The organism is Pseudomonas sp. MIACH, assembly GCF_001269925.1.
GTDB lineage: Bacteria > Pseudomonadota > Gammaproteobacteria > Pseudomonadales > Pseudomonadaceae > Aquipseudomonas.
Window position 1 is genome coordinate 302,195 of record NZ_LHVO01000033.1, and the last position, 14,760, is coordinate 316,954.

Consider the following 14,760-nt stretch of genomic DNA (forward strand, 5'->3'; position numbering starts at 1 on the left):
GAAGACGAACTAATCTTATGCTTTCTTGTTCGCTGTGAACCACCTCTCGCGGCAACCCGGCGACTAATTATTTGCCGTTGCCGTCCGTTCTTCTGGGTGACAGGTCCGTTAGTCAAGCGGCCAAGGATCAGCACCCGCAGGAGGACGAAATGGGTTTTTACCGTGCACACAGCGTGTTTCAGTTTGGAGTCGTCGCTGGATGACTACGTCGACTCGACTGCGCCTGTTCTGCCTGCCCTACTCGGGCGCCAGTGCCATGGTTTACGCACGTTGGCGTCGCACGCTGCCGGAATGGTTGCAGGTGTGTCCGCTGGAATTGCCCGGCCGTGGCATGCGCATGGATCAGCCCCTACAGCGTGATATCAAGGCCTTGGCGGCGCAGCTGGCGGAGGAAATCAGCCGCGACCTGAGCGGCCCTTACGCGTTGTTCGGCCATAGCCTCGGCGGCCTGCTGGCCTTTGAATTGGCCCATGCGTTAAACGCGCGAAATCTCCCCGCACCGTTGGCGCTGTTCGCCTCCGGAACAGCCGGCCCGGCCCGCCGCGATGTCAGCGAATACGCCATCGCAAAGACCGACGAGCAACTGATCGCCCGTCTGCGCGAACTGCAAGGCACCGCCGAAGAGGCCCTGGCCAACCCCGAATTGATGCAGTTGATGCTGCCGATCCTGCGCGCCGACTTCCTGCTCTGCGGCAGCTTCACCTACGGCGAGCGCGAGCCGCTGGGGATGCCGATCCATGTGTTTGGCGGCAAGCAGGACAGCGTGCGCGCCGACCAGTTGCTCGACTGGCAGCTCGATGCCGCCAGCGGCTTTTCCCTGGACATGTTCGACGGCCACCACTTCTTCCTTATCCAGCACGAAAGCGCCGTATTGCGCTGCCTGCGGCGCTACGCCGACGAACACCTGGCCCGCTGGCGCAATGGCGCGGCGCGGTCATTGGCCGTCGGCTGATCGCACTTCAATTCCCGAATTTCCCGTAAGCCGATTTCAGGCAGGAACCCCATGATGGACGCCTTCGAACTTCCCCGCACACTGGTCGAGTCCCTTCAACGTCGCGCCGCGCAGACCCCGGACCAGGTCGCCCTGCGCTTCCTCGCCGAGTCGGCCGAGCACAACGTGGTGCTCAGTTACCGTGACCTGGACCAACGCGCCCGCACCATCGCCGCCGCCCTCCAGGCCAATGCGGCGCAGGGCGACCGCGCGGTGCTGCTGTTCCCCAGCGGTCCGGACTACGTCGCGGCGTTCTTTGGTTGCCTGTACGCCGGGGTGATCGCGGTGCCGGCCTACCCACCGGAGTCCACCCGCCGTCATCACCAGGAGCGTTTGCTGTCGATTATCGGTGACGCCGAACCACGTCTGTTGCTGACTATCGCCAGTCTGGGCGATGGCCTCGCGCAGATCGAAAACGCGCCGCCTGTGTTGAGTGTCGACACCCTCGACGCGCAGATCGCCAGCGCCTGGAGCGCCCCCGACCTGCAACCCGACGACATTGCCTTCCTGCAATACACCTCCGGCTCCACCGCGCTGCCCAAAGGTGTGCAAGTCAGCCACGGCAACCTGGTGGCCAACGAAGTGCTGATCCGACGCGGCTTTGGCATCGACCTGAACCCCGACGACGTGATCGTCAGCTGGCTGCCGCTGTACCACGACATGGGCCTGATCGGCGGCCTGCTGCAACCGATCTTCAGCGGCGTGCCGTGCGTGTTGATGTCGCCGGCCTACTTCCTCGGCCGGCCGTTGCGCTGGCTCGAAGCGATCAGCGAATACCGTGGCACCATCAGCGGTGGTCCGGATTTCGCCTACCGCCTGTGCAGCGAGCGGGTCAGTGAGACGGCCCTGGAGCGCCTGGACTTGAGCAACTGGCGCGTGGCCTATTCCGGCTCCGAGCCCATCCGCCTCGACACCCTGGAGCGCTTCGCCGAGAAGTTCGCTGCCTGCGGGTTTACCGCGAATAATTTCTTCGCCTCCTACGGCCTGGCCGAAGCCACCCTGTTTGTCGCCGGCGGCCGGCGTGGCCACGGCATCCCGGCACTGCGTGTCGACGAGCAGGCCCTGGCCGCCAACCGCGCCGAGCCGGGGCAGGGCAGTGCGATCATGAGTTGCGGCACCAGCCAGCCTGAACACGCGGTGCTGATCGCCGACCCGCACACACTGACCGAGCTGGCCGACACCCACGTCGGTGAACTCTGGGCCAGCGGCCCGAGCATCGCCCACGGCTACTGGCGCAACCCCGAAGCCAGTGCCAAGACCTTCGTGCACCATGCCGGCCGCACCTGGCTGCGCACCGGTGACCTGGGCTTTATCCGCGAGGGCGAGGTGTACATCACCGGCCGCCTGAAAGACCTGCTGATCGTGCGCGGGCACAACCTCTACCCTCAGGACATCGAGCAGACCATCGAGCGGGAAGTGGAAGTGGTGCGCAAGGGCCGGGTCGCGGCGTTTGCGGTGAATGACAACGGCCTGGAAGGCATCGGTATCGCCGCGGAAATCAGCCGCAGCGTGCAGAAGATCCTGCCGCCTGAAGCGTTGATCAAAGCCATCCGCCAGGCGGTGGCCGAGGCCTACCAAGAGGCCCCGTGCGTGGTGGTGCTGCTCAACCCCGGCGCCTTGCCCAAGACCTCCAGCGGCAAGGTGCAGCGTGCGGCGTGTGCGCTTCGGCATGCCGATGGCAGCCTCGACTGCTACGCGCAGTTCCCCGATCTGCACGCGCAGGCGGGTACAGTGGCGCTGGAATCCGAACTGCAAAGCCAGATCGCCGCGATCTGGTGCGAGCAGCTGCAGGTCGCCACGGTGGCGGCCGATGACCATTTCTTCCTGCTTGGCGGCAACTCCATCACCGCCACCCAAGTGGTCGCGCGCCTGCGCGAAGCCCTCGGCCTGGAGCTGAACCTGCGCCTGCTGTTCGAGGCGCCGACGCTGTCTGCATTTGCTGCCAACGTGGCGCAACTGCAACAGGACGGTGGCATCGCCCAAGGTGCTATTCATGCGCTGTCACGCCAGGAAGAGCTGCCGCAATCCCTGGCCCAGAACCGCCTGTGGATCACCTGGCAACTGGACCCGCAAAGCAGCGCCTACACCATCCCCGGCGCCTTGCGTTTGCGCGGCGAGCTGGATGAAGACGCGGTGCGCTCAAGCTTCCAGCACCTGATCCAGCGCCACGAAGCCCTGCGCACTCGTTTCTATGAGCGCGATGGCCAGGCCTTCCAGCGTGTGGACGCCAACAGCGATTTTGACCTGCAGGTCATCAATCTCAGCGACGTGCCCGCCGCCGAGCGTGAAGCTCGCGCGCAACAGATCCGTGAGGACGAAGCCCGTACCCAGTTCGACCTGGAAAAAGGCCCGTTGCTGTGGGTGACCCTGGTGCGCCTGGACGATGAAGATCACCAGTTGTTGGTGACTCTGCACCACATCATTGCCGATGGCTGGTCGCTGAATATCCTCCTCGACGAGTTCTCGCGCCTGTACGCCGCCGCAAGCCAGGGCCAGAGCCTGACGTTGCCGCCACTGGCCTTGCAGTACGCCGACTACGGCAGCTGGCAGCGCCAGTGGCTGGCCGACGGTGAAGGCCAGCGGCAACTGGCGTACTGGAAAGCGCAGTTGGGCGACGAGCATCCGACCCTGAGCCTGGCCACCGACCACCCGCGTGCGGCCCAGCAACGCCACAGCGCGTCGCGCCATACTGCGCGCTTGAGTGTCAGCCTCAGCGAAGCGATTCGCCAGACCGCCCAGGCCCACGAGTCCACGCCGTTCATGCTGTTGCTGGCGGCGTTCCAGACCTTGCTCTACCGCTACAGCGGCCAGCGCGACATCCGCATCGGCGTGCCCAATGCCAACCGCCCGCGCCAGGAAACCCAGGGCCTGATCGGCTTCTTTATCAACACCCTGGTGCTGCGTGCCGAGCTGGACGGGCGCCTGCCGTTCACTGAGCTGTTGGCCGCCACCCGCCAGACGGCACTGGGCGCTCAGGCCCATCAGGACCTGCCGTTCGAGCAACTGCTGGAAGCCTTCCCGCAAGCCCGTGAACAAGGCCTGTTCCAGGTCATGTTCAACCACCAGCAGCGCGACCTCAGCGCCTTGCGCCGCCTGCCGGGCATGCTCGCCGATGAGCTGCCATGGCACAGCCGCGAAGCCAAGTTCGACCTGCAACTGCACAGCGAAGAAGACCGCAACGGGCGCCTGAGCCTGTCCTTCGACTACGCCGATGAACTGTTCGACAGCACGACCATCCAGCGCCTGGCCGAGCACTACATCCACCTGCTGCAGGCTGTGTGCGAGCAACCGCAACTCGCCCTCGGCGACCTCAAGCTGATGCAGCAGGACGAACAGCAAGCGTGGAGCCAGGCACCGTGCACGCCCGCTCGACACTGGCTGCCCGAACTGCTCAACCAACACACCTCGGACAACACCGCGCTGGTCTGGCAGGACGGCAGCCTGACCTTCGCCCAACTGCACACCCAGGCCAACCGCCTGGCCCATTACCTGCGCGACAAAGGTGTCGGCCCGGACGTGTGCGTGGCCATCGCCGCCGAGCGTTCGCCGCAGTTGCTGGTCGGCCTGCTGGCGATCATCAAGGCCGGTGGTGCCTATGTGCCGCTGGACCCGGATTATCCCGCCGAGCGCCTGGCCTACATGCTCAAGGACAGCGGCGTGCACCTGCTGCTGACCCAGACCTCCTTGCTGGAACACTTGCCGACGGCCGACGGCGTGTGCGTGATTGCCATGGACAGCCTGCACCTCGACGGTTGGCCGACCCAGCCACCGGGCCTGCACCTGCACGGTGACAACCTCGCCTACGTGATCTATACCTCCGGCTCCACCGGCCAGCCCAAGGGCGTGGGCAATACCCATGCGGCCCTGGCCGAGCGCTTGCAGTGGATGCAGGCCACCTATCAACTGAATGACAGCGACGTGCTGATGCAAAAGGCGCCGATCAGTTTCGACGTGTCGGTGTGGGAGTGTTTCTGGCCGCTGATCACCGGCTGCCGCCTGGTGCTGGCCGGCCCTGGCGAACACCGCGACCCGCACCGCATCGCGCAGTTGGTGCAGGCCTACGGTGTGACCACGCTGCACTTTGTGCCGCCGCTGTTGCAGCTGTTTATCGACGAACCGCTGGTGCCCGAGTGCACCAGCCTGCGTCGCCTGTTTTCCGGTGGCGAGGCCTTGCCCGCCGAGTTGCGCAATCGCGTATTGGCGCAGTTGCCGGCGGTGCAATTGCACAACCGCTATGGTCCGACCGAGACGGCGATCAACGTCACTCACTGGCATTGCACTGCCGAGGATGGCGAGCGCTCGCCGATTGGCCGGCCACTGGGCAATGTGATCTGCCGCGTGCTGGACGAGCAGCTCAACCCGTTGCCGGCCGGTGTGCCGGGTGAGCTGTGTATTGGCGGTATCGGCCTGGCGCGCGGTTACCTTGGGCGTGCCGGTTTGACCGCTGAGCGCTTTGTCGCCGACCCGCTGGGCGAGGCGGGCGCGCGCCTGTATCGCACCGGTGACCGCGCACGCTGGGGCGCGGATGGCGTGCTTGAATACCTCGGCCGTCTCGACCAGCAGGTCAAGCTGCGCGGCTTCCGGGTGGAGCCGGAAGAAATCGAAGCGCGCCTGCTGGCCCTGGACGGTATCGCCCAGGCCGTGGTGCTGGTGCGTGACGCGCAGTTGATCGGTTACTACACCGCCCATAGCGCACTGGACGAACAGGACGTCAAAGCCGCCCTGGCCGCCGAGTTGCCGGAGTACATGGTGCCCGCGCAACTGATGCGCCTGGACGCGATGCCGCTGAGCCCCAGCGGCAAACTCGACCGTCGCGCATTGCCAGCGCCGGTGTGGCAAACCCGCGAACACATCGAACCCGAAACACCCTTGCAGCAGCAGATTGCAGCGATCTGGCGCGAGGTGCTCGGCCTGCCGCAAATCGGCCTGCGCGATGACTTTTTCGCCCTCGGCGGCCACTCGTTGCTGGCCACGCAAATCATCTCCCGCACCCGCCAGGCCTGCGACGTCGAGTTGCCGTTGCGCACCTTGTTCGACGCCAGTGAGCTGGGGGCTTTTGCCGAGCAAGTCGGCCTGATCCAGGCCAGCGGCCAACGCAACCAGCAAACCGCAATCGCCAAGGTCGACCGCAGCCAAGCGGTGCCGTTGTCGTATTCCCAGCAACGCATGTGGTTCCTGTGGCAGATGGAACCGGACAGCCCGGCCTACAACGTCGGTGGCATGGCGCGCCTGCGCGGCGTGCTGGATGTGGGGCGTTTCGAGGCGGCGTTGCAGGCCTTGATCATGCGCCACGAAACCCTGCGCACCACCTTCCCGAGTGTCGACGGCGTGGCCTATCAAAAGGTCTCGGCGCAGACCGGCCTGCGCATGGACTGGCAGGATATGTCGGCGTTGAACGAAGGCGAGCGCGAGCAGCGTTTGCAGCAACTGGCCGACCACGAGGCGCATACCCCGTTCAACCTGGAAACCGGACCACTGCTGCGCGCGTGCCTGGTCAAGGCCGCTGAGCGGGAGCACTACCTGGTGCTGACCCTGCACCATATCGTCACCGAAGGCTGGGCCATGGACATTTTTGCCCGTGAACTCAGCGCGCTGTACGAAGCGTTTATCGATGAGCGCCTGTCACCGCTGGCGCCGTTGCCGGTGCAGTACCTGGACTACAGCGTGTGGCAACGCCAGTGGTTGGAGTCTGGCGAGCGCCAACGCCAACTGGACTATTGGACCGCGCAGCTCGGCCATGAGCATCCGCTGCTGGAACTGCCCAGCGACCGTCCACGGCCACCGGTGCAAAGTCACCAGGGCGAGCTGTACCGCTTCGACCTCAGCGACGATCTCGCCGCCCGTGTGCGTGCTTTCAACGCCGAACATGGCCTGACCCTGTTCATGACCATGACCGCCACCCTGGCCGTATTGCTCTATCGCTACAGCGGCCAGACCGACCTGCGCATCGGCGCGCCGGTGGCCAACCGCATTCGCCCGGAAAGCGAAGGGCTGATCGGCGCGTTCCTCAACACCCAGGTGCTGCGTTGCCAGCTCACTGGGCAGATGAATGTCGCCGAGCTGTTCGAGCAGGTGCGCCACACCGTGATCGAAGGCCAGTCCCATCAGGACCTGCCGTTCGACCATCTGGTGGAAGCCCTGCAACCGCCGCGCAGCGCGGCGTACAACCCGCTGTTCCAAGTGATGTGCAACGTGCAGCGCTGGGAATTCCAGCAGAGCCGCCAACTGGCTGGCATGACCGTCGAATACCTGGCCAACGATGCCCGCGCGACCAAGTTCGACCTCAACCTGGAAGTCACCGACCTCGACCATCGCCTGGGTTGCTGCCTGACCTACAGCACTGATTTGTTCGATGAGCCACGCATCGCGCGCATGGCCGAGCATTGGCGCAACCTGCTCGAAGCGTTGATCGCCAACCCGCAACAACGCCTCAGCGAACTGCCGTTGCTGAGCGCCACCGAGCAGCGTGCGTTGCAGGACAGCCTGGGCGTGGAAGCCGGCGAGCATCGCCTCGACCAGTGCATCCAGCAACTGTTCAGCCAGCAGGCACTCAAGCGTGCGCAGGCCCCGGCGCTGACCTTTGCCGGTGTCACCCTCAGTTATGCCGAACTGGACGCCCGCGCCAACCGCCTGGCGTGGATGCTGCGCGAGCGCGGCGTCGGCCCGCAGGTGCGTGTCGGCCTGGCACTGCCGCGCTCGCTGGAAATGGTCATCGGCCTGCTGGCGATCCTCAAGGCCGGTGGCGCCTATGTGCCGCTGGACCCGGAATACCCGCTGGACCGCTTGCACTACATGATCGAAGACAGTGGCATCGGCCTGTTGCTCAGCGATGCGGCGATGTTCGAAGCCCTCGGCGAATTGCCGGCGACCGTGGCCTGCTGGTGCCTGGAAGATGACTTGCCGGTGCTGGCGAATTACCCCGCCGACGAGCTGCCGTTTATCAGCGTGCCGCAGCATCAGGCCTACCTGATCTATACCTCCGGCTCCACCGGTAAACCCAAGGGCGTGGTGGTGTCCCACGGTGAAATCGCCATGCATTGCCAGGCCGTGATCGAGCGCTTCGGCATGCGCCCGGACGATTGCGAGCTGCATTTCTATTCGATCAACTTCGATGCCGCTACCGAGCGTTTGCTGGTGCCGCTGCTCAGCGGTGCGCAGGTGGTCCTGCGCGCCCAGGGCCAGTGGGATGCCGAGGAAATCTGCGGGCTGATCCGTACCCATCGCATCAACATCCTCGGTTTTACCCCGAGCTACGGCAGCCAGTTGGCGCAGTGGCTGGCGACCCAGCACCAGACCTTGCCGGTGCGCATGTGCATCACCGGTGGCGAAGCGCTGACCGGCGAACACTTGCAGCGTATCCGCGCAGCGTTCCAGCCCGAGGTGTTTTTCAACGCCTACGGCCCGACCGAAACCGTGGTCATGCCCTTGGCCAGCCTCGCGCCGCAGCAACTGGAGGAGGGCGCCGGCAGCGTGCCGATCGGCAGCATCATCGGCGACCGCGTGGCCTACATTCTCGACGCTGACCTGGCGTTGGTACCGCAAGGGGCGACCGGCGAGTTGTATGTCGGCGGCGCGGGTCTGGCCCAGGGTTACCACGAACGTCCGGGGATGACGGCCGAGCGGTTTGTCGCCGACCCGTTTGCCCGCCATGGCGGTCGTCTGTATCGCACCGGCGACCTGGTGCGCCAACGCGCCGATGGCCTGGTGGAGTACCTGGGGCGTATCGACCATCAGGTGAAGATTCGCGGTTTCCGGATCGAGCTGGGCGAGATCGAAACCCGCCTGCTGGAACATGCTGCCGTGCGCGAAGCGGTGGTGCTGGCGCTGGATTCGCCGAGTGGCAAGCAACTGGTGGCGTACTTGGTCAGCGACGCCGACCACGCCACCTTGCGTGACGCGCTCAAGGCCCATCTCAAGGCACAACTGCCGGACTACATGGTGCCCGCGCACCTGATCGTGCTCGACAGCATGCCGCTCACCGCCAACGGCAAGCTCGACCGCCGCGCCTTGCCGCAACCCGACCCCGAGGCCAATCGCCAACACTACGTGGCCCCACGCAACGAGCTGGAAAGCACCTTGGCAGCGATCTGGTGCGCGGTGTTGAACGTGCAGCAAGTCGGCCTCGACGATAACTTCTTTGAACTGGGCGGCGATTCGATCCTGTCGATCCAGGTGGTCAGCCGCGCGCGGCAGGCGGGGATTCATTTCAGCCCTCGTGACCTGTTCCAGCACCAGACCGTGCAAACCCTGGCTGCGGTCGCCACGCGCTCCGAGCAGGTCATCGCCGAGCAAGGCGTGCTCACCGGTCCCTCGGGCCTGACGCCGATCCAGCATTGGTTCTTCGACAGCGATATTCCTGCGCGTCAGCACTGGAACCAGGCGCTGGTGCTCAAACCGCTGCAACTGCTCGAACCTCATCGCCTGGAGCAAGCGCTGCTGGCGGTACTGGAACACCACGACGCCCTGCGCCTGAGCTTTACCCGGCGCGATGCCCAGTGGCATGCCGAACACCTGGCCGTACCCCAGGGCGGCGTGCTGATGCAGGCGCAGGTGCGCGACATGGCGCAGTGCACCGCGCTGTTCACCGACACCCAGCGCAGCCTCGACCTGGAACACGGCCCGCTGTTACGTGCCTTGCTGGTGGATGGCCCCCAAGGCCAGCAACGCCTGCTGATCGCGATCCATCACCTGGTGGTGGACGGTGTCTCGTGGCGTGTGTTGCTTGAAGACCTGCAAAACGTTTATCGCCAGCTCAGCGACGGCCAGTCCGTCAGCCTGCCGGCCAAGACCAGCGCCCTGCGTGACTGGGCCGCGCGCTTGCAGGCGTACGCCGGCAGCGAATCCCTGCGCGAAGAGTTAAGCGTGTGGCAGGACCGGTTGGCCGGTCCTGACGCGGCATTGCCTGTGGCCCGTCCGCACGGTTCGCGGCGCAATCGTGATGCCGACACCGTCAGCGTGCGCCTGGATGCCGAACACACCCGCCAGTTGCTGCAACAAGCGCCGAGCGCCTACCGCACCCAGGTCAACGACCTGCTGCTGACCGCCCTGGCCCGTGTGCTGTGCCGCTGGAGCGGGCATGATTCGGCGTTGATCCAACTCGAAGGCCATGGTCGCGAAAACCTGTTCGACGACATCGACCTGACCCGCAGCGTCGGCTGGTTCACCAGTGCTTACCCGCTGCGCCTGACCCCGCCGGCCGTCGCAAAAGCGTCCGGGCAAGGCGACTCGATCAAGGCGATCAAGGAACAACTGCGCGCGGTGCCGCACAAGGGCCTGGGCTATGGCGTGCTGCGCTACCTGGCCGATGACCTGTGCCAGCGCAGCATGGCCGCGCTGCCCGGCGCCGACATCACCTTCAACTACCTCGGCCAGTTCGACCAGAGCTTTGGCGAGGATGCGTTGTTCCATCCGCTGGACGAATCCGCCGGTCAGGCCCATGACCCGGATGCGCCGCTGCCCAACGAGCTGAGCGTCGACAGCCAGGTATATGGCGGCGAACTGGTGCTGCGCTGGACCTTCAGCCGCGAACGCCACGACCCGCAGACGATCCAGGACCTGGCGCAAGACTACCTGGCCGAACTGCGCAGCCTGGTCGCCCATTGCCTTGAGGACGACGCCGGTGGCCTCACGCCGTCCGACTTCCCGCTGGCGCACTTGAGCCAGTCGCAACTCGACAGCTTGCCGGTACCGGCCAGCGCCATCGAAGACGTGTACCCGCTGACCCCGATGCAAGAGGGGCTGCTGCTGCATACCCTGCTGGAACCGGGCACCGGCCTCTATTACATGCAGGACCGCTACCGCATCAACAGCGCCCTCGACCCGGTGCGTTTCGCCCAGGCCTGGCAAGCGGTGATTGCCCGTCACGAAGCCTTGCGCGCCTCGTTCTGCTGGAACGTCGGCGAGGACATGCTGCAAGTGATCCACAAGCCGGGCAGAACGCCGATCGAGTACCTGGACTGGAGTGCCGATCCGGAAAGCGAACAGGAACCGCGCTTGCAAGCGCTGCTCAAGGCCGAGCGCGAAGCCGGTTTTGATCTGCTCAACCAGGCGCCGTTCCACCTGCGCCTGATCCGCGTCGGTGAAGCGCGCTACTGGTTCATGATGAGCAACCACCACATCCTGATCGATGCCTGGTGCCGTTCGCTGTTGATGAATGACTTCTTCGATATCTACATGGCCCTCGGCGAAGGCCGCGAGGCACAGCTGGCCACGCCGCCGCGTTATCGCGACTACATCGCCTGGCTGCAACGCCAGAACCTCGCCGAAGCACGCCAGTGGTGGCAGCAGAACCTGCAAGGGTTCGAGCGCACCACGCCGATCCCGAGCGACCGGCCGTTCCTTCGCGAACATGCCGGCCACAGCGGCGGCATGTTGGTGGGTGACTGCTACACCCGCCTCGATGTTCGCGACGGTGCGCAACTGCGCGAATTGGCCCAGGCCCATCAACTCACCGTCAATACCTTTGCCCAGGCGGCGTGGGCGCTGGTGCTGCGGCGCTTGAGCGGCGACCGTGACGTGCTGTTCGGCGTCACCGTGGCCGGGCGACCGGTGGAAATGCCCGCGATGCAACGCACCGTTGGCCTGTTTATCAACAGCATCGCGCTGCGGGTGAAACTGCCCGAGGACGACCAGCGTTGCAGCGTACGCCAGTGGTTGAGTGCGTTGCTCGACAGCAATATGCAGCTGCGCGAGTACGAATACCTGCCGCTGGTGACGATCCAGGAACACAGCGAGTTGCCCAAGGGCCAGCCGCTGTTCGACAGCCTGTTCGTGTTCGAAAACGCGCCGGTGGAAGTCTCGGTGCTGGACCGCGCCCACAGCCTGAATGCCACCTCGGACTCAGGCCGCACCCACACCAACTTCCCGCTGACCGCCGTGTGCTACCCGGGGGATGACCTCGGCCTGCACCTGTCCTACGACCAGCGTTACTTCGACGAAACCACCGTGCAAGGCATGCTCGGCGAGTTCAAGCGCCTGCTGCTGGCGCTGGTGCAGGGCTTCCACGGTGATATGGCCGACCTGCCGCTGATCGGCGAGCAGGAGCGGGCGTTCCTGGTGGAGGGGTGCAACCAGAGCGAACACGCCTACCCGCTGGAACGCAGCTATGTCGAGTTGTTCGAAGCCCAGGTGAGCGCGGATCCACAGCGTATCGCCGCCAGTTGCCTGGACCAGCAATGGACCTATGACGAGTTGAACCGGCGCAGTAACGGCCTGGGTCATGCGCTGATTGCGGCGGGTGTTGGCCTGGACCAACCGGTGGCGTTGTTGGCCGAGCGCAGCCTTGACCTGCTGGGCATGATCATCGGCAGTTTCAAGGCCGGTGCCGGTTACCTGCCGTTGGACCCCGGCCTGCCGAGCCAGCGCCTGAGCCGCATCATCGACCTGAGTCGCACACCGTTGCTGGTCTGCACCGAGGCGTGCCGCGAGCAGGCCATCGAGCTGCTGGACGGCGTCGACTGCCAGTTGCTGGTGTGGGACGAAGTGCCTGCCCGAGGGGAAAGTCCGGGCATCTACAGCGGCCCGGACAACCTTGCCTATGTGATCTACACCTCGGGCTCCACCGGTTTGCCCAAAGGCGTGATGGTCGAACAGCGCGGCATGCTCAACAACCAATTGAGCAAGGTGCCGTACCTGCAACTGAGCGCGACGGATGTGATCGCCCAGACGGCCTCGCAAAGCTTCGATATTTCCGTCTGGCAATTCCTCGCCGCGCCGCTGTTCGGTGCGCGGGTGGACATTGTGCCGAACACCATCGCCCACGATCCGCAGGGCCTGCTGGCGCATGTGCAGGCACACGGCATCACCGTGCTGGAAAGCGTGCCGTCGCTGATCCAGGGCATGCTCGCCCAGGATCGCATCAGCCTGGACGGTTTACGCTGGATGCTGCCGACCGGTGAAGCGATGCCGCCCGAACTGGCGCACCAGTGGTTGTTGCGTTACCCGGACATCGGCCTGGTCAACGCCTACGGCCCGGCGGAATGTTCGGACGATGTGGCGTTCTTCCGCGTCGACCTGGCGTCCACTCGTGGCACTTACCTGCCGATTGGTACGCCGACGGACAATAACCGCTTGTACCTGCTCGATGGCGCACTGGAATTGGTGCCTCAAGGGGCGGTCGGTGAACTGTGCGTGGCCGGCACCGGGGTCGGCCGCGGGTATGTCAGCGATCCGCTGCGCACCGCCCAGGTGTTTGTGCCGAACCCGTTCGGCGCACCCGGCGAGCGCCTGTACCGCACCGGCGACCTGGCACGGCGGCGCAGCGATGGCGTGCTGGAGTACGTCGGGCGTATCGACCATCAGGTGAAGATTCGCGGCTACCGCATCGAACTGGGTGAAATCGAAGCGCGCCTGCATGAACAACCGGAAGTGCGCGATGCGGCGGTGGGCGTGCAGGAAGGCGTCAACGGCAAACATCTGGTGGGTTACCTGGTGGCCGCCGATGAAGCCCTCAACCCCAGCGAACGCCTGGACCGCATCAAGCAACGCCTGCGCGCCGAACTGCCGGAATACATGGTGCCGCTGCACTGGCTATGGCTTGAGCGCCTGCCGCTCAACGCCAACGGCAAACTCGACCGCAAGGCCTTGCCGGAACTGGAGATCGGCCAGTTGCACAGCCAGGACTACCTGGCGCCGCGCAACGAACTGGAAGGCACATTGGCCGCGATCTGGGCCGAGGTGCTGAAAGTCGAACGGGTAGGGGTGCAGGACAACTTCTTCGAACTGGGCGGGCACTCGTTGCTGGCCACGCAGATTGCCTCGCGCGTGCAGAAGACCCTGCAGCGGGATGTGCCGCTGCGGGCGATGTTCGAGTGCAGCACCGTGGCGGAGTTGGCTGAGTATATTGAGGGGTTGGCGGCCAATGAGATCAGCGCGGAGAAGGTGGATCGGTTGAGTGATTTGATGGCGGAGCTGGAGGGGCTTTGATCTTCGCTGGGGTTGAGGGGCTCATCGGTATCTACACAATTTTTTCAGCGGTCTGTGGTGAGGGCGCTTGGTTCCGTGGCGGCCTTTGGGCCGACCATGTCGTTGGCTTTGACCGAGTACATATCCGTTGCTGCGGTAACGGCTGCCTATGGTTCCGCTCTTACAGCGGGTCACTTTTGGAAAGACCCAAAAGTAACCAAAAGGTCTTCGCCCCAACACTCGGCACCTCGCCTAGGCTCGGTGTGCCCTCACTCCGGCTTTGGAGCGTGGGCCGCCGCGATGGGCCATCCATGGCCCAGCGCGGCTAACCCGGCGTCCTGCCGGGTTACCCACGCTCCAAAGCCTGCGTTCGGCCAGCGTGTTTGACGGGGCGATCCCAGATCAAAAACAAAGCGAGGCGGCCTTAAAGCCGACCTGATTATTGAAGCGTGCGCGGTGTGGCTTCTACTTCCTTAACCGCTGACGAAGTCAGCAATCTTTTGATCTGGCTCTGGCTCTGGCTCTGGCTCTGGCTCTGGCTCTGGCTCTGGCTCTGGCTCTGGCTCTGGCTTTTGATCTTGATCTCAGGCGCCCCGTTAACCACGCTGGCCGAACGCAGGCTTGAATCCGTGGGTAACCCGGCAGGACGCCGGGTTMGCCGTCCTGGGCCAAGGATGGCCCATGACGGCGGCCCACGGATTCAAGCCTGCGTTCGGGCACACCGAGCCTARGCGAGGTGCCGAGTGTTGGGGCRAGAGCCTTTTTGGTTACTTTTGGGGCTCTTTTCCAAAAGTGACCCGCCGTCAGGGCGGAACCCTAAGCCGCCGTTACCTAAATAACGGATATGTACCCAACCCAACCCAACC

2 protein-coding genes are annotated in these 14,760 nt (G+C 64.8%); both read left to right on the forward strand.

The genetic code is table 11. The annotated features are described in order from the left end of the window. The first annotated feature begins 199 nt into the window (after positions 1–199). Complete coding sequence (locus AD670_RS14550) at positions 200–952, forward strand: thioesterase II family protein (RefSeq protein ID WP_053133362.1); 753 nt, start codon at positions 200–202, stop codon at positions 950–952. Between the two features lie 51 nt (positions 953–1,003). Then, positions 1,004–13,915, forward strand: a complete 12,912-nt coding sequence (locus tag AD670_RS14555; RefSeq protein ID WP_053133365.1) for a non-ribosomal peptide synthetase — start codon at positions 1,004–1,006, stop codon at positions 13,913–13,915. The last annotated feature ends 845 nt before the right edge of the window (positions 13,916–14,760 follow it).